The sequence below is a fragment of the Kitasatospora sp. NPDC049285 genome (assembly GCF_040678815.1).
Lineage (GTDB): Bacteria > Actinomycetota > Actinomycetes > Streptomycetales > Streptomycetaceae > Kitasatospora.
In genome coordinates, this window is the sequence record NZ_JBFAQR010000048.1 from 34,188 (window position 1) to 59,997 (window position 25,810).

Genomic DNA, 25,810 nt, shown 5'->3' on the forward strand with positions numbered 1-25,810 from the left:
CTGCGCGTGCGGTTGACTCGGAGCGGGATTATGTGTCCTCCCTTTATCGGGTGCTCTCCGAGCGGCTGTCCGCGGCGCAAGTAGACCGGGCGAGTGTGCTGAAGGCCCCGGCGGAAAGCGCTGGTGAGGCGTACGAGAGGGAAATCGCCGCCGAGCGTCTGGCCACGGAAATCGGCCGGCTGGAGGGCGCCGAAAAGGGGCTGGTATTCGGGCGCGTCGACTGGGCGGACGGCACGGCCCTGCGTATCGGGCGGATCGGACTGCACAGGGACGAGGACGAGCTGCCGCTGCTGGTGGACTGGCGCGCGAATGCGGCGCGGCCGTTCTACGAGGCGACACCGGTCCACCCGATGGGCCTGCGGCGGCGCCGGCACCTGCGCCTCGAGGAGCGCACGGTCGTCTCGGTGAGCGACGAGTTGCTGGACGGGACCGCCCCGACCGATGAGGACGTGGTGGGGGACGGTCCGTTGACCGAGGCGCTGGCGGCGCGGCGTACGGGCAGGATGCAGGCGGCCGTCGCGACGCTGCAGGCCGAGCAGGACGAGATCGTCCGGTCTGCCCACCGCGGGGTGACCGTGGTGCAGGGCGGGCCCGGCACCGGCAAGACGGTGGTCGCTCTGCACCGGGCGGCCTACGTGCTGTACGCGTTCCCGCGCGCCGCGGAGGAGGGCGTCCTGGTGGTGGGCCCGAACACCCGGTTCCTCGACTACATCTCCCAGGTCCTGCCCTCGCTCGGGGAGAACGACGTCGTGCTGGCGACCTGCCGGGAGCTGGCCGGCGTGTCCACGGACGCGGTGGAGCCGTTCGACGCGGCGCGGCTCAAGGGCGGCTCCGACCTCGCCGACGCCCTGGCCTGCGTGTTGCGCGTCCACCAGGCCCCCGCCGGGGGCTTCACCGTGCGGGTCGGGCAGGAACTGGTCCAGCTGTCCGACGAGGTGGTCGCCACGGCGCGCGACGCCGCCGTGGTGGCCGTACCGGGGCACAACCGCGCGCGGCGGGTGTTCAGGGAGCTCCTGGTCGACGCCGTCACCGACGCGATGCAACGTGACCTGGGCGACGTCCTGGAGCAGATCGACGCCGATGCCGCCAGGATGACGGGCTTGGACCTCGACCGGTTCACGGGCGCCGCCCAGCACCGTGCCGAAGGGGCGGGCGACCCGGGTCCGGGCCATGAGCTGGACGTGGACGCCGTCCGCGCCGAACTCCTCGACGACGCCGGCGTCGACCGAGCGGTCGAGGTGCTGTGGCCGCGGCTGGCTCCCGGTGACCTGGTGAAGGCGCTGCTGACGGACGCCGGTGCGCTCGCCGCGTACCTGCCCCGGCTGACCGCGCAGGAGCGGTCCCTGCTGCTGCGCGGTCCTGACGACCCGTGGACCGATGCCGACGTGCCGTTGCTGGACGAGGCGGCGAGCCTGGTCGACGGTCCCCCCGAGCGGACGTACGGGCACGTAGTCGTCGACGAGGCGCAGGAACTGACGGCCATGCAGTGGCGGATGATCGTCCGCCGGTGCCCGGCCAGGGCGATGACGCTGGTGGGCGACTTCGCGCAGGCGGGCCCGGTCGCGACCGCGCGCGACTGGAAGGAAGCCCTGAGTCCCCACGTCGGACCGCGGTTCAGGCTGCACCACCTGACCGTCAGCTACCGCACCACGCAGGAGATCCTGGAGAGCGTCCGGGACCTGCTCGCGCGGATCGCGCCGGACCAGGAGCCCACCCGGTCACTGCGCAGCGGTGAGGTCCCGCGCATGGTGACCACAGCTCCGGACGGGTTGGTCACCTCGGTCGTCCAGGAACTCCGTGCCCAGAGCGCCGCGCACCCGGGGGAACTGCTGGGCGTGATCTGCGCCGACACCAGGGTGCGCGAACTGACGGAGCGAGGGATCGCTCAGCACGCACGCGTCGTGCCGGCCTCCGAAGCACGCGGGCTGGAATTCGACGGGGTCGTCGTGATGGATCCCGAGGAAATCATCGCGGCTCGCCCCGGCGGGGAAAGGGACTTGTACGTGGCTCTGACCCGGGCCACCAAGCGGCTGTGCACCGTCACAATCCAGCCTGTCTGACGCCCGCGGTGACGAGGCCGCTCTCGTAGGCGGTGATCACGAGCTGGACCCGGTCCCGGGCGCCCAGTTTGGTGAGCAGGCGGGACACGTGCGACTTGGCGGTGGCCACCGTGATGAAGAGGTCTTCCGCGATCTCGGTGTTCGACCGGCCGTGGCCGACCAGGGTCAGGACCTCTCGTTCCCGCTCGGTGATGCCCTCGATCACGTGGGGGGAGCGGGCCGGGGTGGCTGCGGGGCGGCCGGCGAACTCGGCGATCAGGCGGCGGGTGACGCCCGGGGCGATCAGGGCGTCGCCGGCGGCGACCACGCGGACGGCGGCGAGGATGTCGTCGAGTGCCATGTCCTTGACCACGAAGCCGCTCGCTCCGGCCCGGAGCGCGCCGTAGACGTGGTCGTCCTCGTCGAAGGTGGTCAGGACGAGGACGCGCGCCGAGGTCGGCCCGGCGGTGATCAGCCGGGTGGCCTCGATCCCGTCCATGCCGGGCATCCGGACGTCCATCACCACGACGTCGGGGCACAGGTCCGCGACCAGTCGGACCGCCTCGCCGCCGCCGGAGGCCTCGCCGACGACCTCCAGGTCGGGGTGGTCGGCCATGATCACGCGGAGGCCGGAACGCACCAGCGGCTGGTCGTCGACGAGCAGGACGCGGATGTGACGGTCCGTCATCGGGCCGCCGCCGCTGCTCCGGTGGCCGCGGGCAGGGGCAGTCGCGCCGCCACCCGGAAGCCGCCCTCGGGACGCGGCCCGGCGCTGAGGCGGCCGTGCAGCAGCGCGACCCGCTCGCGCATGCCCACGATGCCGAAGCCCTGGGTCGGGCCGTCCGCTGCGGTGCCGCGCCCGTCGTCGACGATCTCCACGGATAGCTCCCCGTCCCCGTCCCCGTACTCGATGGTCACCCGGCAGTGCCCGGTGCCCGCGTGGCGGACCACGTTGGTCAGTGCCTCCTGGACGATACGGTAGGCCGACAGGTCGATGTCGGCCGGCAGCGGGCGCTGGTCCCCGCCGCGGTGCAGGTCGACCCGTACGCCGGCGTCCGCCGTCGCCGCCACCAGCCGTTCGAGGTCCGCCAGGCCGGGCGACGGCGCGAGCGGGGCCCGTGCCGAGACCTCGGTGTCCGGGTCGGTCTGACGGAGTGCCACCAGCGTGCGCCGGAGACCCGACAGGGTCTCCCTGCTGGTGGTTTCGATCGCCCGCAGGGCTTCGCGGGCCTCCTCGGGCTGGGTGCGAATGACCCGGCTGCCCACCCCGGCCTGGATGGCGATGATGCCGATACTGTGCGCGACCATGTCGTGCAACTCCCGTGCGATCCGCAGCCGTTCGGCGACCACGGCCTCCGCCACCGCCTGCGCGCGCAGCTCCACCGCGTGCTCGCGGCGCTCCCTGCTCAGCAGGCCGACCGTGCCGGCCGCGACCATCGCGAGGAGGGCGATCAGGAGGTTGACGGCCAGTCCGTCGCCGTGCGCGAACCCGCCGACGAGCAGCAGTTGGACGGCCAGGGAGACGCCCACCGCGACGGCCGAGGCCCGCCGCGGGCGGGTGGCGACGAGGAAGCCCAGCACCAGGTCCACCGCCAGGAACGACAGGAACTGGCCCTGGTACGAAGCCGACAGGTCCGCACCGGCGGAGCTCGGGGGACCCGCCACCGCGGCCGCGGACCCGAGGAGCGTCAGGGCCAGGGCCAGGACCGGCGCCCTGCGCAGGACGCCGACGAGCAGGCTCGCCGCCAGCAGTGTCCCGACGCCGTGGACCGTGCCGGAAGCCCGCGGCGCGCCGCCCACGAGCAGGGCCACCGCGAGGAGGTACAGCACGCCCCCCGCCCAGGCCGTGAGGTTCGTTCGCGTCATCGGAGGTGCGCCCTCGCGGTGCGAAGGCCGCACGGTGCGACGGTCGCGGGCGGCGGGGCGGTCGGTAGGTTGATCATCCCGCGACACTATCCAGCCGCCGACCCCGCGGCGTCCTCCCGGGGGCTTACGCCCCAGGGCCAACCCGGCCCCGCGATTGCCGTCCCCGGCCCCATGACCGGCCGGGGCCCGTCCCGGCAGTGTGGTCCACATGATCGAAGTACAGGAACTCACCAAGCGCTACGGCGGCAGGACCGCCGTCGCCGGGCTGTCCTTCACCGTGCGGCCGGGCCAGGTCACGGGCTTCCTCGGCCCCAACGGAGCGGGCAAGTCCACCACCCTGCGGATGATCCTCGGCCTGGAGGCGCCCACCGGCGGCGCCGCCACCGTCAACGGGGTCCCCTTCCGCAGCCACGCCCGCGGGCTGCGGCACGTCGGCGCCCTGCTGGACGCCGGCCAGGTCCACGGCGGACGCACCGCCACGGCCCACCTGTCGGCCCTGGCCCGCAGCAACGGGATCTCCGCGCGCCGGGTGGGCGAGGTGCTGCACGAAGTGGGCCTGGCCGAGGCGGCGGGCCGCCGGATCAGCGGGTTCTCGCTCGGCATGAAGCAGCGCCTGGGGGTCGCCACCGCGCTGCTCGGCGACCCGCCGGTGCTGATGTTCGACGAACCGGTCAACGGCATGGACCCGGAAGGTGTGCTCTGGATGCGCCGCCTCTTCCGCCGCCTCGCGACCGAGGGCCGCACGGTCTTCCTCTCCAGCCACCTCATGTCGGAGATGGAGAACACCGCCGACCAGCTCGTCGTCATCGGCCGGGGCCGGCTCATCGCCGCCGAGTCGGTACGGGAGTTCGCGGCCCGCAGCACCAGCCCCGGCGTGGTGGTGGGCACGCGGCAGGCCGCCGAGCTGACGGCGGTGCTGACCGCCGCCGGCGCGTCGGTCGAGCCGGAGGGGTCCGCGGGTACCGAGAAGCTCGTCGTGACCGGACTGCCGACGGACCGGATCGCCGCGCTCGCCTTCGAGCACCGGATCCTGCTCAACGAACTCACCACCCGGGCGGCCTCGTTGGAAGAGGCCTTCATGGAACTCACCGCCGACAGCGTCGAATACCAGGCAGGACAGCCCCGATGACCACACTCGCCACCGCCCCCGCGACCAGCTCGGCCGCCCCCCTCGCCGAGCCGCCCGCCCGCTTCCGCGACCTGATCGCGTCCGAATGGATCAAGACACGGTCGCTGCGCTCCACCCCGTGGGTGCTGGTATTCATCACCCTGTTCGTGATCGGGTCCGCCGCCGTGGCCACGTTCTCCGACCGGGCCGCGGGCTCCGAACCCGGCAGTTTCCTGGCCTACGACGCGTTCTCCTCGCCCGGCTACCTGACGCTGATACTCGTCGCCGGCAGCATGGGCGCCCTCGGCGTCGTCAGCGAGTACAGCAGCGGCCTGATCCGCACCACCCTCGCGGCCGTCCCCGCCCGCGGCGCGGTCGTGCTGGCCAAGGCGGTCGTCACCGCCGTGCTGTGGACCGCCGTCGGCACGGTCGCCGCCCTCGGGTCCTTCCTGGTCTCCCAGGCCGTCCTGCGCGGGCACGGTGCCGACGTCCCGATCACCCACCCCGACGTGCTCCGCCCGCTGGTGGCCTCCGCGTTGCTGGCTCCGGTCTGCGCCCTGACCGGCCTGGGCCTCGCCGTCCTGCTCCGCCATGCCGCCGCGACCATGCTCACCAGCGCCTTCGCGCTGCTGATGCTGCCCACCATGTTCTCCGAGGGCAACCGCTGGTCCGCCGACATCAGGCACACCATGATCTCCGCCGCCTGGACCCGTCTCGTCCAGACCTGGGAGCCCGATCCCGGATCCCTGGGCTACGCCGCCACCCTCCCCGGCTGCTGGCTCGTCTACGCCCTCTGGCCGCTGACCGCGGTCGCCCTCGCGGTGCTCGTCGTACGGCGCCGCGACGTCTGACCGGCGACGGCGCCGGGACGTGTGACCGGCGACGGCGCCGGGACGTGTGAACGGCGCGTGCTCGCGGGGCGGTTCAGGGCTGGACGGGGTCGGCCCGGAAGGCGAGTTCGGACCAGGTGACGCCGTTGCGGGAGTGCAGGTCCTGGCGTTCGGAGTGGTGGACGGGGTGGAGGTGGTGGCGGGCGGCGAGGGTGGTGGTCTCGGCGGCGGAGACGTCGTACATGACGCGTCCGGGTGGGACCGGGCCGTGGCGGAGGGTGAGGAAGAGACGGCCGGCCGGGGCGAGCAGGGCGGCGATGCGGGCCATGGAGCGTTCGCGTTCGGCCGGCGCGAGGTGCATCCAGACGGCGGTGGCGAAGACGGCGTCGAAGGCAGCGTCGGACGTGGCGTCGAAGGTGGCGTCGAAGGCAGCGTCGGACGTGGCGTCGAAGGTGGCTTCGAGGGCGGCGTGGTGAGGGAGCGTCAGGTCGGGGAGGGCGGCGTCCAGCCAGGTGATCGCCGGGTCGGGGTGCAGGCGGCGGCCGTGGGCTCGCAGTTCGGCGGTCGGCTCGACGGCGAGGACCTGGTGGCCGCGGGCCGCGAGGGCGGCGGCGTCGCGGCCGGTGCCCGCGCCGAGGTCGAGGATGCGGGCCGGGGCGGCGGGGAGCAGGTGCAGGACCCGGGCGTGGACCTGCTCGAAGGTGACCTCCTCGTACTGGACGGCGAGGGTGTCCGCGGCCTCCGCGTAGCCGGCCGTGCCGGGGACGGGGGGAGTGGTGGGAATGCCGGAGGTGGGGTGGGAGGGGTGCATGGGGCCTCGGGTGGGTGCGGCGGAGCGGGGCTGGCGGGGGTCAGTTGTTGAGTGCCGTCCACTGCCAGGTGCCGCCGACGCGGACGTACAGGCGGTGGTTGACGGTGTCGACGGCGAGGGTGCCGTCGGCGGGCGGGCGGGTGAAGGAGGCGTCGGTGACCGGGCCGGTGACCTGGCGCAGGGCCGGGTTGGGCGCGTGCTTGACCGGGAGCGTGCCGCCGGCCTGGCTGCCGGTGTTGGCGTAGGTGTTCTCGACCCGGAAGTCGCCGGTGCTGGTGGACTCGTAGTACACGTGGTGGCCGGTCGGCTTGGTGCCGTACAGGCCGACCACGTCGCGCAGCACCGCGACGGTGCTCGGCCCGACGTACAGGTCGACGCCCGAATTGACCGTCGCCACCGACCCGTTGGCGATCAGCACGTTCTCCAGGCTGGAGGCGATGCCGGCCCAGGCGATGATGTTCTGCGGCTGCGGGGTGTAGCCGGACGCGAAGTTGCCCGCGTACGCGTAGATGTCGCGGGCGTGGACGTGCTTGCAGGAGGCGTCGACCTTCAGGTGCGGGCCGCCCTGCATCTGCGAGGTCTCGAACTTGCAGTCCGTCAGGTAGATGCCGTTCGGGTTGTTGGCGTTGCCGGGGCCCTGGGTGATCCACAGCGCGCCGGTGCCGAACGCCTCGAACCGGCAGCCGATGAGGTGCACCTGGTTGACGTTGTCCGTGCTGGAGCCCCAGCCGGTGGCGGCGGACGCGTTGCGCAGCCACATGTTCGGGTGCGCGTTGCTGTTGGCGGGGCCGGTGCTGGACTCCACCACCAGGTTGTAGATCCGGGTGTCCCACAGCTCGACCGCGTCGATGCAGACGTCGGCGTTGCTGGTGACGTAGACGTCGCGGATCACCGAGTTGTTGTTGTAGTACAGCTCCAGCACGAGGCCGGTGCGGCCGGCGCCGTTGAACCCGAGGTTCTCCACCGCGCAGTAGCTGCGGTGGGTCGCCCCGCTCGGGTCGCTGCCCGCGCCCGACATCCGCAGCAGGATGCCGTCGCCGCCCTTCACCAGCATCGAGGCCTTGCTGCCCGCCCCGATCAGCCGGATCCCGTTGCCGCCCACCCGCAGGGCGGGCGCCCCGGCGGTCGGCACCACCAGGTACCGGCCGCCCGGGAAGTACACCGTGCCGCCGCCCGCCGCGGCCGCCGCGTTCAGCGCCGCCTGCACGCCCGCCGTGTCGTCGTGCACCCCGTCACCGACCGCGCCGTACGCCTTGACGTCGAACCAGTCCGTCCCGCCGCCGCCGGCCGCGGCCGCGGGCGTCGTGGTGGTCGCCGCCACTGCCACCCCCGCGACGGCTCCCGCCAGTAGCGCCCGCCGCCGAAACGCCTCGGTCCCGCCCATCGGATTCCCCCTCGATGCCGTCACACCGGGGAATCGGTTCGCCCCCCGGCCCGGGACAAGATCGCAGGCGACCTGTCGGGGCGTCAAGGCGCGTCCCGGGGACGGGTGATGGCCCGGTCGGGGACGGCCGGCGGTGGACGGGCCGGTCAGTCGGCGAGGAGGTGCTGCAGGTGGTCGAGGGCTGCGGCGAGGGTGCGGGGGCGGGGGGTGGCGGTGGTCGTGAGGGTCGGGGGTGGCCAGCCGGGGCCGAGGGGGAGGAGGCGGGGGTGGGTGCGGGAGCCGCGGTTGCCCCAGGTGGTGGCGGTGATGCGGTGGGCGAGGGTGCGGTCGGCGGTGGTGCGGGTCTGGGACCAGAGGGCGACGGCGGCCGGGCCGGTGCGCTCGACGGCGTCCAGGAGAGCGAGCGGCGGGACGGCCGGGCCGAACATGCGGACGGGGAGGCCGCGTTCGGCGAGGGCCGCGGCGAGGGCGTCGAGCGGGAGGGTGTGGAGCTCGCCGGGTGCGCCGGCCAGCAGGGCGCACGGTCCGGCCGCCGGGGGCGGCTGGCGGTCGGCGACGACGCGCAGCGCGGTCGAGACGTGCCAGGACAGCAGGTGCTCCACCTCGACGTAGCGTTCGCCCTCGGTCGCCCACTTGCGGCCGGTCGCGCGAAGGGCCGGGACGACCACTTCGGTCCAGGCGGTGACGGTGCCCAGCTCGGCCAGCACCCGGCGGAGGATCGCGGACACCTCGGCGGCGTCCAGCCGGACCGCCGCCCGCGCCAGCCCCCGGCACTCGGGCCGCACCCGTCCCACCGGCAGGGTGCTGCCGCCGCCGGGGGCGGTCGGGGCCGCGGTGGTCACGGAGGGGCGGTCGCCCCGGTCGGCCACCACACGGGCGGCCTCGCCCGGAGGGACGCCGCGCGCGGTCAGCGCGCACATCGCCTCCAGCACCGCGACGTCCGCCGCGCTCCACCGGCGGTGCCGTCCCGGCTCGCGCGCGGCCGGGCCGATGCCGTAGCGGCGTTCCCAGGAGCGGATGGTGGCCGGTGCGACGCCTAGGCGGCGGGCGACCTCGCCGGTGGTGACGGCGGGTGGGGTGCGGTGCCCGGCGGGGGTGGGGGTGGAGGAAGGGGTGGGGGAAGCCGGGACGGTGGAGGCGGGGGAGTCGGAGGGAGTGGAGGTCGGGGTGGTGGGGGGAGCGGCGGCGGAGGAAGCCGGGGAGGTGGAGGCAGGAGAGGCAGGGGGAGTGGAGGTGGAGGGAGTGGAGGTGGAGGGAGTGGAGGTGGAGGGAGTAGCGGAGGCGGGGGAGGTGGCGGTGGGGGGACGGGGGGAGGTTTGGCGGGGCATCGGTGGTCTCACGGGGGGGCGTCAGGGTGGTCGAGTCTACGGGTGACGGGGCGTCAGGCGTTGTTGCGCGTGGCGGTGGGGGTGAACGTTGCACGAACGGGGCGAGTGGCGGGGGTGGGGGGTGGGGAGGAGGGTGGGGGTTGTGTCGATGCGTTCGTCTTCCGTCGCCGTCGTGCTGTTCACGCAGGATCTGCGGCTGCACGACAATCCCGTGCTGCACGCCGCGGTGTCCGCCGCCGAGCAGGTGGTGCCGTTGTTCGTGGTGGATCCCGCGGTGGGGCGGGCCGGGTTCGCGGCGGCCAATCGGGTGGCGTTCCTGGCGGAGTGTCTCGCCGGGTTGGATGCCGGGTTGCGGCGGGTCGGGTCGCGGTTGACGGTGCGTCACGGCGACCCGGCCGAGCAGGTGGCGCGGGTGGTCGCGGAGGTCGGGGCGGGCGGGGTGCACGTCGCGGCGGGCGTGAGCGGGTACGCCCAGCGGCGGGAGGCGCGGTTGCGGGCGGTGTTCGGGGAGCGGCTGCACGTGCACGAGGCCTCGCTGACGGTGGTGCCGGCCGGGCAGGTGACGCCGGCGGGTCGCGACCACTACGCGGTGTTCACGCCGTACTACCAGGCCTGGCTGCGGGCCCCGCGGCGTACCGTGCATCGCGCGCCCCGGGCGTTGCGGACGCCCGAGGGGATCGGCAGCGACCCCCTGCCCGTCGCCCGCCCCGACTCGCCCGGCCTGCCGCCCGGCGGGGAGGGTGCGGCCCGTGCCCAGTGGCGGGGGTGGGACGTCGACGGGTACGCGCAGCAGCACGACGACCTGGCCGCTGACGGCACGTCACGGCTCTCGCCGTACCTGCACTTCGGGTGCCTGTCGCCGTCCGAGCTGGCCGCCCGGGTGCAGGGCCGCGAGGGTGACGGGGCGCAGGCGTTCCTGCGGCAGCTGGCCTGGCGGGACTTCCACCACCAGGTGCTCGCCGCCCGCCCCGACGCGGCGCGGCAGGACTACCGGCCGCGCGGCGACCGCTGGCACCGCGACGAACGCGAGGCCCGGGCCTGGCGGGAGGGCCGTACCGGCTACCCGATCGTCGACGCCGGGATGCGCCAACTCGCCCACGAGGGCTGGATGCACAACCGGGCCCGGCTGATCACCGCGAGCTTCCTCGCCAAGAGCCTCTACCTGGACTGGCGGACCGGCGCCCGGCACTTCCTGTCGCTGCTGGTCGACGGCGATGTCGCCGACAACCAGCTGAACTGGCAGTGGGTGGCCGGGACCGGCACCGACACCCGTCCCAACCGGGTGCTCAACCCGCTGCGGCAGGCCGACCGGTACGACCCCGACGGGGCGTACGTCCGCCGCTGGGTGCCCGAACTCGCCCACGTGCCCGGCCCCGCCGTCCACCGCCCCTGGCTGCTCGCCCCCGACTACCCCGAACCGATCATCGACCCGGGTGAGTTGGGCACCCGGTTCCGGCACGGCCGGGCGCTGGACGCTCCGTGACCGCACGCGGTCGGCAGGCGGAGTCGACGCGAAGGAGAGGCGGCGGGGCGGCCGCGAAGGAGAGCTGGACGAGTCGGCGCGAGGGAGTGGTGGTGGAGTCGACGCGAAGGAGAGCCCGCGGAGTCGACGGGAACGAGGAGCAGACGGCGCAGACGCGAACGAGGAGCCGGCGGGGCCGACGTGGGCGAGAGCTGGAGGAGCAGACGTGAACGAGCAGGAGGAGCCGACGTGAACGAGCAGGACGTCGAACCGCTGCGCTGCCTCGTCACCGGCGCGACCGGTTACCTGGGGGGTCGGCTGGTGCCGAAGTTGCTGGACGCGGGACACCGGGTCCGTTGCCTGGTGCGCGACCCCCGGCGGCTGCGCGACCAGCCGTGGCGGGCGCGGGTGGAGAGTGCGACCGGTGACGTCACGCGGCCCGAGACGTTGACCGGGGCGCTGCGTGGCATCGACGTCGCCTACTACCTGGTCCACTCCCTCGGCACCGGGCCGGACTTCGAGACCACCGACCGGACGGCGGCCCGCGCGTTCGGCGCCGCCGCGCGGGCGGCCGGGGTGCGCCGGATCGTCTACCTGGGCGGTCTGATCCCCGACGGCGTCCCCGAGCGGGAGCTCTCGCCGCACCTGCGCTCGCGCGCCGAGGTCGGCCGGGAACTGCGCGAAAGCGGTGTCCCCACCGCCGAGTTGCGCGCCGCGGTGATCATCGGTTCGGGCTCCGCCTCGTTCGAGATGCTGCGCTACCTCACCGAGCGGCTGCCCGTCATGGTCACCCCGCGCTGGGTCGACACCCGGATCCAGCCGATCGCCGTGCGCGACGTGCTGCGCTACCTGGTCGGCGCCGCCGCCCTGCCGCCCGAGGTCAACCGGCACTTCGACCTCGGCGGCCCCGACGTGCTCAGCTACCGGATGATGATGCGGCGCTACGCCCGGGTGGCCGGCCTGCCCCGGCGGCTGATCGTCACCGTGCCGGTGCTCACCCCGCGGCTCTCCAGCCACTGGGTCGGCCTGGTGACGCCGGTGCCGAACGCGCTCGCCCGCCCGCTGGTCGAGTCGTTGCGCCACGAAGTCGTCTGCGCCGACCACGAGGTGGCCCGCTGGATGCCCGACCCGCCGGAGGGGCTGATCGGCTTCGACCGGGCGGTGGAGCTGGCGCTGCGCCGCATCCGCGACACCGACGTCGCCACCCGCTGGTCGTCCGCCTCGCTGCCCGGCACGCCCTCCGACCCGCTGCCCTCCGACCCGGACTGGGCCGGCGGCAGCCTGTACCAGGACGTCCGGGAACGCACCGTGGCCGCTCCGCCCGCCGCCGTCTGGCAGGCCGTCGAGGGGATCGGCGGCGAGCACGGCTGGTACTCCTTCCCGCTCGCCTGGGCCGTGCGCGGCGTCCTCGACCGGATCGTCGGCGGCGTCGGCCTGCGCCGCGGCCGCCGCGACCCGCACCGGCTCCGGGTCGGCGACTCGGTGGACTTCTGGCGGGTGGAGGAGATCGAACCCGGGCGACTGCTGCGGCTGCGCGCCGAGATGAGGCTGCCCGGCCTGGCCTGGCTGGAGTTCGAACTCGCCCCCGACGGAAGCGGCGGCACCCGCTACCGGCAGCGGGCGCTGTTCCATCCGCACGGCCTGGCCGGGCAGCTCTACTGGTGGTCGGTCGCCCCGTTCCACGCCGTCGTCTTCGGCGGCATGGCCCGCAACCTCACCGGCCCGGCGCTCCCGCCGGCACCGGGGTCACGGTGACCGCCAGGCCGCGCCGGCGGTGCCGGTCGGCCCGCGCGGCCAACGCCTGCCGGCAGGCCGCGTCCAGGTGGGTGAGCGCGCTCAGGTCCAGCTCGACCGGACCCTCCGGCGAGACCTCCTCCAAGCGGTCCACCAGGGACGGGAGTTTGAGGAAGGTCGCGTTGCCGTGCACCCGCACCACGGTGCCGTGCGGCCCGTGGTCGACGTGCAGGCGGATGTGGGTGACGTCCCAGGCGGTCTTCGCCAGCGCGGCGACGATGCCGATCCCACGCCGGCTCGGTGGTCGGCCGGGCCGTGGAGGCGGGTGCGGACGCGGGGGGCGGGGCCGCGCCGCGCTGGGCGGTGGCGGGCCGGTCGGGCGTCAGGAACGTGATCAGGACGGCGAGCAGCGCGCAGCCGAGCAGGACCGCTCTGCGCATACGGCCACCCCCGGGTCGTGCCAGCCTGACGCATCGTCATGTTACGTTCCGTAGACGATGTTTGGCGCGCGGGGGCCGGTTTCCGCCAGCGTGGCCGGGATCTTTGTCCAGTTCCCGGTCCGGGGGGCGGCGGGCGCGGGGCGGTGCACGTGCGGCGAGGGCGCCCCGGGCAGTGGGGCGCCCTCGGGTGGCGGGGCTACGGGCACTGCTCGCCGAACTTGACGACCCGCAGGGTCACCGGCTGCCCGGTCAGCGCGGCCCCGGGGGCGGGATCCTGCGCGCAGACCTGCCAGTTGGACTCCACCAGGACGGCGCGGCCCTGCGCGGCGTCCTTCACGGTCAGGCCGGTGGAGCGCGGCAGCACGTCCCGCACGGACGCCACCGACTTGCCCTTCACGTCCGGCATCGACGATCCGGCCGACGGCGTCGAGCCGCCCTGGTCCTGGGCGGGGCACTGCTCGTCCAGCTTCACCGCGGCGAAGTCGATGGCCACGTTGATCGACTGCGGGCCGGCCGCGGGGGTCTGCGCGCACACCTTCCAGTCCCGGTCGACGAGTTGGGTGCGGGAGCGGCCCAGCGCATCGTGCGAGTGCAGGCTGTAGAACCCGGCGGCCTGGGCCTTGTCCTGGGCGGACTGCAGGCCCAGGCCGGTGAAGTTCTGCAACTCGGCGGTGCGGGTGGCCCCGACGCCGGCGGGCGAGGGGGAGGCGGCGGAGGCGGCGGGGGTGGGGGGAGCCGCGGGCGGGGGCGTCCCGGTGGCGGTGGTGGTCGGCTCGCAGGCGGTCAGCGCCGCGGCGGCCAGGAGCAGGGTGGTGGCGAGGGTGGCTCGGTGCACGTTCGACGTCCCTGGGGCTGGGGGTCAGGTGGTTGGGACCGTAGTGGCGGTGGGGGAGTGGTGTGCGAGGTGTGGCCGGACTGTGACCGAGTGCCCGGTGGTGCCCGCGGACGGGGGCGGGCGGTTCGTGATCTGGCAGACTGGCCCGCGAGTTGACGGCCTGTCGGGGACAGGTCAGTGCTGAGGGGGCGGGATGCGTGGTCGGGGGACCGTGCTCGGCGGGCGCTACACGCTCGCCGAGCGGGTGGGCAGCGGCGGCACGGGCGAGGTCTGGCGCGCCGAGGACGGCGTGCTGAAGCGCCAGGTCGCGGTGAAGATCATGCAGCCGGGCCTGCCGGCCGAGCACAGCTTCACCGAGCGGTTCCGGCGCGAGGCGCGCGTGCTGGCCACCCTCAAGCACCCCGGAATCGTGCGCGTCTTCGACTACTCCGAGCCCGACGAGAGCGCCGCCGACGCCGACCGCGCCGACCAACCGGCGTACATCGTCATGGAGTTCATCGACGGCCGGCCGCTGCACCAGGTGCTGGCCGCGGAGGGCCCGCTGGTTCCCGCCCGGGCGCTCGGGCTGCTCGCGGAGGCGCTCGACGCGCTGAACGCCGCGCACCTGCAGGACATCGTCCACCGCGACCTGAAGCCGTCGAACCTGATGCTGCGCCGCGACGGCGGGCTGACGGTCACCGACTTCGGCATCGCCGCGGCGTCGGCCGGCACGAAGATCACCACCAGCAACTACATGGGCCGGCAGTGCCTCACCGACAACGGCACCGGGAAGCCCGCCACCATGCAGACCTGCACCCCGGGCAACACCTCCCAGCAGTGGTACGTGCCGCCGTCCGGATGAGCCGACCGCTCGAGGTTTCGAGGGACCGTCAAGTGGCCTGCCGCTGAAGGGAGTCAGGTCTCGATGCGGCGGCGGGTGCGGCGCGGGCTCTTGACGGCGGGCCGGGCCGGGGTGACACTCCGGGCGGGAATCCAAGCACCTTCGGGGGTCACGTGCGGCACACGGAGCGGTTCGTCGAGGGCGTGGCGCACGCCGTCCGCCTGCTCCCCGTGCTGACCTGCCGACTGCACATCGACCTGCTGCGGGTCTGCAGCAGCATGGCACGGCCGCCCCGCGACTGACGCATCGTCAGCTCCGGCCCGTCCACGTCGAGTTCCCTTCACCCAACCCTGCCCCGCCCCGCCGCGGCACGCCCCGTCCGCGTGCCCGCGCAGCCCTGTCCGGGAGACCCACATGCCCGTGCCGTTCCCCTCCGCCGTGCCCGCCTTCCGCAGCCGGATCGGCCGCGACGCCGACAGCGGCTACCCCGCCGTCCCGCACCGCTACCGGCTCCACCTGGTGCGCACCGACCCGCCCTGTCGGTGGCTCGCCGTCACCCACGCCCTGCTCGGCCTCGACGAGATCCTCCCCACCGACATCCTCCCGGACCTGCCCGACGCCCCCGACGGCGGCTACCGCGCGCTGCGGCCGCTGTACGAGGCCGGCGCGCACCGGCACCCCGGACCGGCCCGACCCCCGGCGCTCAGCGACGGCTGGACCGGACGCATCGTCAGCACCGACCCGTACGCCATCGCCTGCGACCTGGCGCGCCGCTTCGACCGGACCGGCGCCGACCTGCTGCCGGCCGGCACAGAGACCGCCGTCGCCGCGATCGACCGGCTGTCCGCCCGGGGCATCGAGTCGGCCGCCGGGCAGGCCGCCACCGCCGCCGACCCGGCCGTCCGCGCGGCGGCGCTGCGCACCCTGTTGCACAGTCTGGACACGGTCGAACGCCGGCTGGCCGAGGGCCGCGGGCTGCTCGACGGGCCGCTCACCCTGGCCGACGTCCGGCTCTGGGCAGCCTTGCACCAGCTGGACACCGTCCACCTCCGCGGCCTCGGGAGCGCCGCCGCGCAGCAGGTCGCCGACCACCCCCGTACCTGGGGCTACACCCGCGGACTGGCCGCCCACCCCGCCTTCGCCCGCCACGTCGACCCGCCCGCGGCGCTGCCCGACCCGGCGCCGCACCGCACCGCGGACGCCGACGTGCCGGTCCGGCTGGCGGGTTGACTGGGCATCAGCACGCGCGGCGGGGTGACGCAGACGACGCCGGATCCGATTGACGCCTTCAGAACGGCGTTCCTAGAATCACCACCGGCGAAGAGTGTCAGTCCCAAGGCCCCGGCCGACTGACCGGCAACCCCCACACTGCGGTGGGGTGCCCCGGGGATAAGCCAGGCGGCACGGCATCGTGCCGCAAGCGCAGGACGGTTTGCCCGGATCGGGCGGGGATGGAGAAGGCCGTGAGCCAGGGGGTAGCCGGGCGTCGCTCCGCCGACCTTCGGCTGGTGGCGCGGCTCGACATCGACCTGCTCCGGCGGGCCAGCTCCCTCTGTCGCTGACGGCGGCCGGCCGGCGGCCCTGACCTCGGGCCCCGGCCGGCCAGACGATTCCCGATCACGAACTCCGCGTGAGGAGGCGCGCCGTCCGGCCGAACTTCCGCGCGCCCTGTTTCAGGAGTACGGATGTCCATCGTCCCCACGCGGACCGCGCGTGACCTTCCGCGAGCACTGCCGGCCGGCCGGGAGGCCGAGTACCGGCAGCTGTCCGAAGCGCTCCACCGGTGCGAGACGGGCACCGGGTCCGTCATCGCGCTGCACGGATCGGTGGGCAGCGGCCGCAGCGAACTCCTCTACGCCTTCGCCGACGTGGCCGCCGACCGCGGCGCCACCGTGCTGCTGGGCACCGGATCGCCGCTGGAGCACGACTTCCCGCTGGGCCTGGCCCGGCAACTGCTGCAGAGCGCGCCGCTCGACCCGCAGGAGGCCGCCGCCGCCGAGATCCTCCTCGCCCAGGGCACCGCGGAGGCGGCCCGCCGCCACCAGCCCGCCGACGGACTGCAGCGCCGACTCGGCCAGCTCACCCTGGAGGGCCTGTTCGGCCTGGTCCGCGGCCTCACCGAGCGCGCCCCCGTGGTGATCGCGGTCGACGACCGGCAGGACGCCGACCCGCAGTCGCTGGAGTTCCTGCTCTACCTGGTCCGCCGCACCCGCAGCGCCGGTGTCCTGACCGTCCTCAGCTCGCGCGAGACCATGACGCCCCCGAACCCGTTCTTCGAGGTCGAACTCGCCCGGCAGCCGCACTACCGGCAGGTCCGGCTGGACGTCCTGCCGCCCGGCCCGACCGCCGCCCTGTTCCGCGACCGCTTCGGGCCCGCCGCAGCCGCCGCCGACGATGCGCACCGCCTCACCGGCGGCAACCCGCTGCTGCTGCACGCCCTGATGGACGACCACCAGCGAGCCGGAGCACCGGCCGAGCTCGCCGTCGGCGAGGGCTACCGCCGCGGCCTGATGCACTGCCTGCACCGCATCGACCCGCTGGCGCTGCGCTACGCCCGCGGCGTGGCCGTCCTCGGCCCGGCCGCCACCCCCGCGCTCCTCGCCGACCTGCTGCTGCTGCCCGCCGAGGCCCTCCCGCGGGCGCTCTACCTGCTGCACGCCGCCGGGCTGTTCCAGGACGGCGGCTTCCGCCACCCGAGCGCGGCGGGCGACCTGCTCGCCGCGATGCGCCCCGAGGACCAGGCGGCGCTGCACGAGCGGGCCGCCCGCCTGCTGCGCGACGCCGGCGTCGAACCGGCCGCCGTCGACACCCACCTCCGGGTCGCCGAAGGCCACCGGCGTCCCCCGTGGGCCGTCCCGCAGCCGTCCGTCCCGCAGCCGTCGGCGTCGCAGCCGTCCACCGGGCACGCGTCGGACGGGTCGGCCCGGCCCGATCCGGACGCCGGGCGGGCCGTGCACCTCGCGAGCGCCCCGCCGAAGGGGTCCGCCGCGCCCGCCGCCCCGGAGGAGCCGAGGCGTACCGGCGGGTCCGCGGCGGTGGTCGTCGGAACCGACGCCAAGACGGTGGCCTTCCGCTGCGTGCCGTCGCTGCCGGGCACCGAGGTGCTCGGCGAGGACGGAACCGGGCGGCGGCTCAAGGAGATCCGGCACCTGTTCTGGCAGGGGCGGCCCGAACAGGGGCTCGCCGAGCTGGAGCGGTTCGAGGCCGAACCCGGGCGCGCCGGCGCGGGCGAGAACCTGCGCACCTGGCTGCGGTACTGGTACCCGACGTTGCAGCCGGCCGCCGCACCCGGGCCGGACGACCCGGCCGGCGGGATGCGGCTGCTGACCGCGCTGCTCCAGGGCACCACCGGCCCGGAGCAGGCGGTGGTCCGGGCCGAGGCCGTGCTGCGCGACGCCCGCCCGGGCGGGCGCGACAACGAGGCGCTCACCACCGCACTGACCGTGCTGCTCTACGCCGACCGGGCCGACCGGGCGGTGCGCTGGTGCGGCACGCTCGCCGAACGGGCGGCCACCCGCTGCGGCAGCACCTGGCAGGCGCTGTTCTCCGCGCTGCGCGCCGAGGCGGCGCTGCGCCAGGGCGACCTGCGGACCGCCGACGAGGCCGCCCGGGCGACGTTCGCCCGGTTCGCCCCGGCGGCGTGGGGCGTCGCGGTCGGCCTGCCGCTCTCCACCATGATCGCCGCGCGCACCGCGCTCGGCCTCCACCAGGACGCCGCGCGCTACCTGGACCTGGCCGTCCCCGAGGCCATGGACCGCACCCCGGCGGGCCTGCACCACCGGTACGCCCGGGCCGGCCACCTGCTCGCCGTGGGCCGGGCCGAGGACGCGCTGGCCGAGTACCGCGCCTGCGGCGACACCATGGCGCGCTGGGGACTGGACCACCTGCCGGCCATCGCCCCGTGGCGGCTGGGCGCGGCCCGCGCCCACCTCGCCCTCGGCCGCCCGCAGGCCGCGGCCCACCTGGCCGACCAGCAGCTCGCCCGGCTCGGCAGCTCGGGCCACCGGCGGCTGCGCGGCCTCGCCCTGTGGACCCGGGCCGGCGCGGCGGAACGGACCGAGCGCACCGTGCTGCTGGAGCGCGCCGTGGACGAGCTGGAGCAGGCCGGAGCCGAGGCCGACCTGGCGAAGGTCCTCGCCGAGCTCAGCGAGGCCCACCAGCGCGACGGCGACCCCGGCCGGGCCCGGCTGGTAGACCGCCGGCTGCCGCGCACCCCGGCGCTGTCGGTGGTCCCCGCGCCGGAGGGCCTGTCGGAGGCCGAACGCCGGGTCGCCGAGCTCGCCGTGCAGGGCCTGTCCAACCGGGACATCGCCCGCAAGTTGTACATCACCGTGAGCACGGTCGAGCAGCACCTGACCCGGGTCTACCGCAAGCTCGGGGTCCGCCGCCGGATCGACCTCGCCGCGGTGGTCCGGGCCGAGCAGCAGGCGGCCGAGCAGCCGCTGGTGATGGCCACTAGGGGTTCGACAGGGGTTGCCTAGGGGGCCGCCGGGGCCGGACGGCGCGGGACGCTGCGGGCACAGCGACGACACCGGCCCCACAGGAGTGGAATCCACCATGGCGGAACCCTTCGACCAGTCCGTGCCCGACGCCGGCTCCCCGGAGGCGGTCGCCGTGATCGGTGTCGCCTGCCGGCTGCCCGGCGCGGCGGACCCGGAGGCGTTCTGGGAGCTGCTGGACTCCGGCCGCAGCGCGGTCGGCGCCGTCCCCCCGGCCCGGTTCGCCGACGGCGGCCCGGACCGGCCCGGCGGCCACCTCGACCACGTCGACCGGTTCGACCCCGAGTTCTTCGGGATCTCCGCCGCCGAGGCCGCCGCCGCCGACCCGCAGCAGCGCCTCGTGCTGGAGCTGGCCTGGGAGGCGCTGGAGGACGCCGGGGTGGTGCCCGGCCGGCTGGCCGGCGGCCGCACCGGGGTGTTCGTCGGCGCGATCGGCGGGGACTGGGCGGCCCTCACCGCCCGCACCGGTGCCATCTCCCGGCACACCCTCACCGGCCTGAACCGGGGCGTGATCGCCAACCGGGTCTCCTACGCCCTGGACCTGCGCGGGCCCAGCCTGACCGTGGACGCCGCGCAGTCCTCCTCGCTGGTCGCCGTCCACCTCGCGCTGGAGAGCCTGCGTTCCGGCGAGTCGGAGTACGCCCTCGCGGCCGGCGTCCACCTCAACCTGGCGCCCGACTCGGCGGTCGCGCTGGAGCGGTTCGGGGCGCTGTCGCCCGACGGCCGGTCCTACACCTTCGACGCCCGCGCCAACGGCTTCGCCCGCGGCGAGGGCGGCGCCGTCCTGGTGCTCAAGCCGCTGCCGCGGGCGCTCGCCGACGGCGACCGGGTGTACGCCGTCCTGCTGGGCAGCGCCGTCAACAGCGACGGCGCCACCGACGGCCTCACCGTGCCGAGCGCCGCCGCGCAGGCCGACGTGGTCCGGCGGGCGCTGCGCCGGGCCGGGGTGGCACCCGCCCGGGTCGACTACGTGGAGCTGCACGGCACCGGCACCCGGGTCGGCGACCCGATCGAGGCGGCGGGCCTCGGTGCGGCGCTCGGCACCGGGCGCGCCGCGCAGGCGCCGCTGCTGGTCGGGTCCGTCAAGACCAACGTGGGGCACCTGGAAGGCGCGGCCGGCATCGTCGGACTGCTGAAGACGGTCCTCGCGGTGCACCACCGCAGGCTGCCGGCCAGCCTCAACTTCCGCACCCCCAGCCCCGAGATCCCGTTCGACCGGCTCGGACTGCGGGTGCGCACCGAATCTGGCCCCTGGCCCAACGACGAGCGCACGCCGGTCGCGGGCGTGAGCTCGTTCGGCGTCGGCGGCACCAACGCACACGTCGTGGTGACCGCCGCGCCGGACATCTCCGCCGCCCCCGCGGGCGGCGGCGCGGCCGAGGACGCCGAACCGGCGCTCTGGCCGCTCTCCGGTCACACCTCCGCCGCGCTGCGCGAACAGGCCGCCCGGCTGCGGGAGTTCGCCGAACGGCGGACCGACCTGACCCCCGCCGCGATCGGCCGCGCGCTGGCCACCGCCCGCACCCACCACGGGCACCGCGCCGCCGCGGTCGGCCGGGACCGCTCCGAGCTGCTCGCGGCCCTCGACGCGCTCGCCGCGGGCGGGCAGGCCGGCGGCCTGGTCCGAGGCCGGGCGCTCGCCACCGGCGGCACCGTGCTGGTCTTCCCCGGCCAGGGCTCCCAGTGGGACGGCATGGCGCGCGAACTGCTCGACAGCGCACCGGAGTTCGCCGCCGAACTGGCCGCCTGCGAGCAGGCCCTCGCCCCGCACGTGGACTGGTCGCTCGGCGCCGTGCTGCGCGGGGAGCCCGGCGCGCCCGGCCTCGACCGGGTGGACGTGGTGCAGCCCGTGCTGTTCGCGGTGATGGTGTCGCTGGCCGCCCTGTGGCGGGCCCACGGCGTGGTGCCGGACGGGGTGATCGGCCACTCGCAGGGCGAGATCGCCGCCGCGTACGTGGCCGGTGCGCTCAGCCTGGAGGACGCCGCCGCGGTGGTCGCCCTGCGCGCCCGGGCCATCGCCGGGCTCGGCGGCTCGGGCCGCGGCGCGATGGCCGCGGTCCCGCTGCCCGCCGCCCAGGTCGCCGACCGGCTGGTCCGCGAGGCGGACCGGGTCACCGTCGCCGCCGTCAACGGGCCGGACACCACCGTGATCTCCGGCGACCGGGAGGCCGTCGAGCGGCTGGTCGCCGAGTACCAGGCGCAGGACGTCCGGGCGAAGCTCGTCCCGGTCGACTACGCCTCGCACTCGCCGCAGGTCGAACCGCTGCGCGACCGCCTGCCCGCGCTGCTCGCCGGGATCCGCCCGCGCCGCGCCGCCACCGCGTTCTACTCCACCGTCACCGGCGGCCGGCTCGACACCGCCGAGCTGACCGGCGACTACTGGTACCGCAACCTGCGCGGCACCGTGCAACTCGAACGCGCCGTGCGCGCCGCCCTCGCCGACGGCCACCGCGGCTTCGTCGAGGCCAGCGCCCACCCCGTGCTCACCGTCGGCCTCGGTCGGATCGCCGAGGACGCCGCCGTCACCGGGACGCTGCGCCGCGACCAGGGCGGCCCGGAGCAGTTCCTCACCTCGCTCGCCGAGTTCCACGTGCGCGGCGGCACTGTCGACTGGCAGGCCCGCCACGGCCGTCCCGGCCCGCACGTCGCGCTGCCCACCTACGCCTTCCAGCGCCGGCTGCTGACGTCCGCCGCCGTGCCGTCGCCGCTGCCGCAGGCGGCCGAGCCGGCCGTCGAGCGGGTGCCGGACACCGCCGAACACGCCGGGGAGTGGACCGAGGAACGGGCGCTGGCCGCGGTCCGGGCCGGGGCCGCGCTGGTGCTCGGCGAGGCCGGCCCCGAGCAGGTCGACCCCGACCGCACCTTCAAGGACCTCGGCTTCGACTCGGTCGCCGCCGTCGAGTTCCGCGACCGCCTGGCCGGTGCCACCGGCCGGGCGCTGCCCTCCACCCTCACCTTCGACCGCCCCACCCCGCGGGCCGTCGCCGCCTACCTGGCCGCCGACGGCGCCGAGGTCGCGCCGCCGCCCTCGCCCGTCGCGCCGGCCGAGGACGACCCGGTCGCGGTGGTCGCGCTGAGCGGCCGGTGGCCCGGTGGCGCGGACAGCCCCGAGCAGCTGTGGCAGCTGCTGCGCGAGGGCCGCGACGCGATCGGCCCGTTCCCCGACAACCGGGGCTGGGACCTGGACGCCCTCTACGACCCCGACGGCGAACGGCCCGGCAGCTCCTACACCCGGCAGGGCGGGTTCCTGTACGACGCGGACGCCTTCGACGGCGCGTTCTTCGGCCTCGCCCCGCGCGAAGCCGCCGCGATGGACCCCCAGCAGCGCCTGCTGCTGGAGTCCGCCTGGGAACTGGCCGAGCGGGCCGGGATCGTCCCCGGCGCGCTGCGCGGCACCCGTACCGGCGTGTTCGTGGGCGCGATGCCGCAGGAGTACGGGCCCCGGCTGCACGAGACCCCGCCCGGCTACGAGGGCCACGCGCTGACCGGCACGCTCACCTCGGTCGCCTCCGGCCGCCTCGCCTACACCCTGGGCCTGGAGGGCCCGGCGATCACCGTCGACACCGCCTGCTCCTCCTCGCTGGTGGCGATCCACCTCGCCGCCCAGGCCCTGCGCACAGGCGAGTGCGAGCTGGCCGTCGCGGGCGGCGTCACCGTGATGTCGACCCCCGGCATGTTCACCGAGTTCAGCCGCCAGCGCGGCCTCGCCCCCGACGGGCGCTGCAAGCCGTTCGCGGCCGCCGCGGACGGCACCGCGTGGGCGGAGGGCGTCGGCCTGGTCCTGCTGGAGCGGCTCTCCGCCGCCCGCCGCCACGGTCACCCGGTGCTCGCCGTGGTCCGCGGCAGCGCCGTCAACCAGGACGGCGCCTCCAACGGCCTGACCGCGCCGAACGGCCCCGCCCAGGAACGGGTGATCCGGCAGGCGCTGGCCGCCGCGGGCCTCACCCCCGCCGAGGTCGACGCCGTCGAGGCGCACGGCACCGGCACCGCGCTCGGCGACCCGATCGAGGCCCAGGCACTCCTCACCGCCTACGGCCAGGACCGCGAACTCCCGCTGCTGGTCGGATCGTCGAAGTCCAACCTCGGCCACACCCAGGCCGCCGCCGGGGTCACCGGCGTGATCAAACTGGTCCAGGCGATGCAGCACGGCGAGCTGCCCGGCACCCTGCACCTGGACGCCCCGACACCGCACGTCGACTGGAGCACCGGCCGGGTCCGGCTGCTGGAGCACACCACGCCCTGGCCCGACACCGGGCGTCCGCGCCGCGCCGCGGTCTCCTCCTTCGGGATCAGCGGCACCAACGCGCACCTGGTCCTGGAGGCCCCGCCCGGTCTCGTCGAGCCTCTTGCCGCCCCCGCCGAGCCTCCTGCCGCCCCCGTCGAGCCCGCCGCCGTCGCCCCGTTGCTGCTGTCGGCCCGCACCGACCAGGCCCTGCGCGCGCAGGCCGCCCGGCTGCTCCCGCTCGCCGAACGGGACGCCTCCGGACTCGGCCGGGCGCTCGCCACCACCCGCACCCACTTCGAGCACCGTGCCGCCGTCCTCGCCGACCCCGTCGGGGCGCTGCGCGCGCTCGCCGAGGGGGCCGACGCCGCCGGGCTGCTGCGCGGCACCGCCGCCCGCACGGTGCGCACCGCCTTCCTCTACTCCGGCCAGGGCAGCCAGCGGCCCGGCGCGGGGCGTGCGCTGTACGCGGCCGAACCGGTCTTCGCCGCCGCGCTGGACGAGACCGCCGCACTGTTCGACCGGCACCTCGCCGAGCCGCTCGTCCGGGTGATGTTCGCCGAGCCCGGCTCCGCGGACGCCGCCCGCCTCGACACGACGGCCTACACCCAGCCCGCGCTGTTCACCCTGCACGTCGCGCTGCACCGGCTCGCCGAGTCCCGCGGCCTGCGCCCGGACCGGCTGATCGGCCACTCGGTCGGCGAGCTGAGCGCGGCCCACCTCGCCGGGGTGCTCACCCTGCCCGACGCCGTCACGCTGGTCGCCGCGCGCGGCCGGCTGATGGAGTCGCTGCCCGCGCTCGGTGCGATGGCCGCCGTCCAAGCCACCGAGGCCGAGATCGCCGCCGACCTCGGCCCGGCGGTCTCCCTCGCCGCCGTCAACGGCCCGTCCTCGGTGGTGCTCTCCGGCGACGCCGACGAGGTCCGCCGCCTCGCCGACGCCTGGCGCGGCCGCGGCCGGCGCACCAAGCTGCTCCCGGTCGGCCGGGCCTTCCACTCCGCCCACATGGACGCCGTCCTCGACCAGTTCCGCGCCGTCGCCGCCGAGCTGGAGTTCCACCCGGCGCGCCTGCCCGTGATCTCCAACCTCACCGGCGAGCCCGCCACCGACGAGCAGCTGCGCAGCCCCGACTACTGGGTGCGGCACATCCGCGAGGCGGTCCGCTTCCACGACGGCGTGCGCGCCCTGCACCGCGCCGGTACCACCGCGTACCTCGAGCTCGGCCCCGGCCCGGTCCTCACCGCGCTCGCCGAGGAGACCCTCGACGCGGAAGAGGGACCGCGCGTCTTCGCCACCCTGCTGCGCGCCGGGCGACCGGAAGCCGAGACGCTCACCGAGGCGCTGGTCCGGCTGCACCTGCACGGCGCCGAGGTCGACTGGGACCGCGCGCTGCCCGCGGCACCCGCCCGCGCGCTGCCCACCTACCCGTTCCAGCGCAGTCGGCACTGGCTCGACCAGCCCGCCGCGCCCGCGGACGCCGGCGGCCTCGACGCGACCGGGCACCCGCTGCTGGGCACCGCCGCCGAGCTGCCCGACGGCGCGGGCTGGCTGCTGGCCGGACGGATCTCGCTGCGCACGCACCCGTGGCTGGCCGACCACGCCGTCGGCGAGCACGTGCTGCTGCCCGGCACGGCCTTCCTGGAGCTGGCCGTCCAGGCCGCGGCGCGGGCCGGTGCCGACCGGATCGAGACGCTCGACCTGGAGGCGCCGCTGACGCTGCCCCAGCAGGGCGGCGTCCGCCTCCAGGTGCTGGTCGGAGCCGCCGCCGACACCGGGCGCCGCCCGCTGCAGATCCGCTCCCGCCCCGACCTGCCCGACGCCGCATGGACCCGGCACGCGGCCGGTACCGCCGCTCCGGCCGCCGCCGACGCCCAGCCGGCCGCCACCGCCGCCGACGCCGACCATGCCCTGCACCGCGCCGCCGACGAGGCCGGCGCGCCGTGGCCGCCGCCCGGGGCCGAACCCGTCGACCTGTCCGGCCTCTACCCGGAGCTCGCCGAGCGCGGCTACCGCTACGGGCCGGCGTTCCGGCGGCTCGCCGCACTGTGGCGGCGCGGCGAGGAGCGGTACGCCGAGATCGCGCCGGCCGCCGACGCCGCCGACCACGCCCTGCACCCCGCCCTGCTGGACGCCGCCCTGCACGCCGTGGTCCGCGACGAGGAGCGCACCGTCCTGCCGTTCTCCTGGCGGGAGGTGACGGTCCGTCAGCACGGAGCCACCGCCCTGCGGGTGCGGATCACGCCCGCCGGACGGGACACCGTCGCCCTCGCGGTCACCGACACCGGAGGCCGCCCCGTCGCGGACGTCGCCGCCCTCACGCTGCGCCCGGCCGCCGCGACACCCGCCGACGCGGCGTACCGGCTCGACTGGCTGCCCGCGCCGGCCGCCGCCCCCGTCGGCCCGGCCGCCGAGCCGCTGCCGGTCGGCGCGGA

General features: G+C 75.8%; 17 protein-coding genes and 1 riboswitch. Of the genes, 10 read left to right on the plus strand and 7 right to left on the minus strand.

The genetic code is table 11. The annotated features are described in order from the left end of the window. Positions 1–32: 32 nt before the first annotated feature. Entirely contained in the window at positions 33–2,060 is a 2,028-nt protein-coding gene (locus AB0K51_RS25665; RefSeq protein WP_363459436.1) for an AAA family ATPase, read from the plus strand. Here the strand turns inward: AB0K51_RS25665 and AB0K51_RS25670 are convergent. Continuing rightward, complete coding sequence (locus AB0K51_RS25670) at positions 2,041–2,727, minus strand: response regulator transcription factor (RefSeq protein ID WP_363459407.1); 687 nt, start codon at positions 2,725–2,727, stop codon at positions 2,041–2,043. The genes AB0K51_RS25665 and AB0K51_RS25670 overlap by 20 nt on opposite strands. Next, the gene (locus AB0K51_RS25675; RefSeq protein ID WP_363459409.1) at positions 2,724–3,905 is read right to left on the minus strand and encodes a sensor histidine kinase; all 1,182 of its coding nucleotides are present in this window, start codon (positions 3,903–3,905) and stop codon (positions 2,724–2,726) included. The genes AB0K51_RS25670 and AB0K51_RS25675 overlap by 4 nt, the downstream gene beginning before the upstream one ends. Before the next feature lie 208 nt (positions 3,906–4,113). On the opposite strand from AB0K51_RS25675, the gene AB0K51_RS25680 reads away from it, so the two are divergent. Together AB0K51_RS25680 and AB0K51_RS25685 are read left to right on the plus strand one after the other, a co-directional pair. Further along, the gene (locus tag AB0K51_RS25680; RefSeq protein ID WP_363459411.1) at positions 4,114–5,034 is read left to right on the plus strand and encodes an ABC transporter ATP-binding protein; all 921 of its coding nucleotides are present in this window, start codon (positions 4,114–4,116) and stop codon (positions 5,032–5,034) included. Next, positions 5,031–5,864, plus strand: coding sequence for an ABC transporter permease (locus tag AB0K51_RS25685; RefSeq protein ID WP_363459413.1), 834 nt, complete (start codon positions 5,031–5,033; stop codon positions 5,862–5,864). The genes AB0K51_RS25680 and AB0K51_RS25685 overlap by 4 nt, the downstream gene beginning before the upstream one ends. Before the next feature lie 73 nt (positions 5,865–5,937). On the opposite strand, the gene AB0K51_RS25690 is transcribed toward AB0K51_RS25685, so the two are convergent. From AB0K51_RS25690 to AB0K51_RS25700, 3 genes are all read right to left on the minus strand, one after another. Then, positions 5,938–6,654 carry a methyltransferase domain-containing protein gene (locus AB0K51_RS25690; protein ID WP_363459415.1) on the minus strand — a complete coding sequence of 239 codons (717 nt, stop codon included), beginning with the start codon at positions 6,652–6,654 and terminating at the stop codon, positions 5,938–5,940. 40 nt (positions 6,655–6,694) lie between these two features. Further along, a complete protein-coding gene (locus tag AB0K51_RS25695; protein ID WP_363459417.1) occupies positions 6,695–8,038 on the minus strand; it encodes a glycosyl hydrolase family 28-related protein in 1,344 nt (447 codons plus the stop codon). A 146-nt stretch (positions 8,039–8,184) separates the two neighbouring features. Beyond that, entirely contained in the window at positions 8,185–9,366 is a 1,182-nt protein-coding gene (locus tag AB0K51_RS25700; protein ID WP_363459418.1) for a MerR family transcriptional regulator, read from the minus strand. 148 nt (positions 9,367–9,514) lie between these two features. On the opposite strand from AB0K51_RS25700, the gene AB0K51_RS25705 reads away from it, so the two are divergent. Together AB0K51_RS25705 and AB0K51_RS25710 are read left to right on the plus strand one after the other, a co-directional pair. After that, complete coding sequence (locus AB0K51_RS25705; protein WP_363459420.1) at positions 9,515–10,849, plus strand: deoxyribodipyrimidine photo-lyase; 1,335 nt, start codon at positions 9,515–9,517, stop codon at positions 10,847–10,849. A 228-nt stretch (positions 10,850–11,077) separates the two neighbouring features. Beyond that, complete coding sequence (locus AB0K51_RS25710) at positions 11,078–12,583, plus strand: SDR family oxidoreductase (protein ID WP_363459422.1); 1,506 nt, start codon at positions 11,078–11,080, stop codon at positions 12,581–12,583. Here AB0K51_RS25710 and AB0K51_RS25715 read toward each other — a convergent pair. After that, positions 12,543–12,755, minus strand: a complete 213-nt coding sequence (locus tag AB0K51_RS25715; RefSeq protein WP_363459424.1) for an STAS domain-containing protein — start codon at positions 12,753–12,755, stop codon at positions 12,543–12,545. The genes AB0K51_RS25710 and AB0K51_RS25715 overlap by 41 nt on opposite strands. Before the next feature lie 443 nt (positions 12,756–13,198). Further along, positions 13,199–13,837, minus strand: a complete 639-nt coding sequence (locus AB0K51_RS25720) for a PASTA domain-containing protein (protein ID WP_363459426.1) — start codon at positions 13,835–13,837, stop codon at positions 13,199–13,201. A gap of 193 nt (positions 13,838–14,030) precedes the next feature. Here AB0K51_RS25720 and AB0K51_RS25725 point away from each other — a divergent pair, with 193 nt between their 5' ends. From AB0K51_RS25725 to AB0K51_RS25745, 5 genes are all read left to right on the plus strand, one after another. Next, positions 14,031–14,678 (plus strand): protein kinase, encoded by a 648-nt coding sequence (locus AB0K51_RS25725; RefSeq protein WP_363459427.1) that lies wholly within the window; start codon positions 14,031–14,033, stop codon positions 14,676–14,678. A 152-nt stretch (positions 14,679–14,830) separates the two neighbouring features. Beyond that, on the plus strand, positions 14,831–14,959 hold the full coding sequence (locus tag AB0K51_RS25730; RefSeq protein WP_363459428.1) for a hypothetical protein: 129 nt from the start codon (positions 14,831–14,833) through the stop codon (positions 14,957–14,959). A gap of 112 nt (positions 14,960–15,071) precedes the next feature. Continuing rightward, the gene (locus tag AB0K51_RS25735; protein ID WP_363459429.1) at positions 15,072–15,887 is read left to right on the plus strand and encodes a glutathione S-transferase C-terminal domain-containing protein; all 816 of its coding nucleotides are present in this window, start codon (positions 15,072–15,074) and stop codon (positions 15,885–15,887) included. Positions 15,888–15,973: 86 nt separating this feature from the next. Further along, positions 15,974–16,086, plus strand: a riboswitch (SAM riboswitch). A gap of 256 nt (positions 16,087–16,342) precedes the next feature. Next, on the plus strand, positions 16,343–19,138 hold the full coding sequence (locus AB0K51_RS25740) for an AAA family ATPase (protein WP_363459430.1): 2,796 nt from the start codon (positions 16,343–16,345) through the stop codon (positions 19,136–19,138). Positions 19,139–19,214: 76 nt separating this feature from the next. Further along, the coding region (locus AB0K51_RS25745; protein ID WP_363459431.1) for a type I polyketide synthase at positions 19,215–25,810 on the plus strand (6,596 nt) is incomplete at its 3' end.

What these genes read in the sequence shown, in the direction of transcription:
- AB0K51_RS25670 (WP_363459407.1), bottom strand. Translation starts at nt 2,727, where the DNA reads ATGACGGACCGTCACATCCGCGTCCTGCTCGTCGACGACCAGCCGCTG.
- AB0K51_RS25675 (WP_363459409.1), bottom strand. Translation starts at nt 3,905, where the DNA reads ATGACGCGAACGAACCTCACGGCCTGGGCGGGGGGCGTGCTGTACCTC.
- AB0K51_RS25680 (WP_363459411.1), top strand. Translation starts at nt 4,114, where the DNA reads ATGATCGAAGTACAGGAACTCACCAAGCGCTACGGCGGCAGGACCGCC.
- AB0K51_RS25685 (WP_363459413.1), top strand. Translation starts at nt 5,031, where the DNA reads ATGACCACACTCGCCACCGCCCCCGCGACCAGCTCGGCCGCCCCCCTC.
- AB0K51_RS25690 (WP_363459415.1), bottom strand. Translation starts at nt 6,654, where the DNA reads ATGCACCCCTCCCACCCCACCTCCGGCATTCCCACCACTCCCCCCGTC.
- AB0K51_RS25695 (WP_363459417.1), bottom strand. Translation starts at nt 8,038, where the DNA reads ATGGGCGGGACCGAGGCGTTTCGGCGGCGGGCGCTACTGGCGGGAGCC.
- AB0K51_RS25700 (WP_363459418.1), bottom strand. Translation starts at nt 9,366, where the DNA reads ATGCCCCGCCAAACCTCCCCCCGTCCCCCCACCGCCACCTCCCCCGCC.
- AB0K51_RS25705 (WP_363459420.1), top strand. Translation starts at nt 9,515, where the DNA reads ATGCGTTCGTCTTCCGTCGCCGTCGTGCTGTTCACGCAGGATCTGCGG.
- AB0K51_RS25725 (WP_363459427.1), top strand. Translation starts at nt 14,031, where the DNA reads ATGCGTGGTCGGGGGACCGTGCTCGGCGGGCGCTACACGCTCGCCGAG.
- AB0K51_RS25735 (WP_363459429.1), top strand. Translation starts at nt 15,072, where the DNA reads ATGCCCGTGCCGTTCCCCTCCGCCGTGCCCGCCTTCCGCAGCCGGATC.
- AB0K51_RS25740 (WP_363459430.1), top strand. Translation starts at nt 16,343, where the DNA reads ATGTCCATCGTCCCCACGCGGACCGCGCGTGACCTTCCGCGAGCACTG.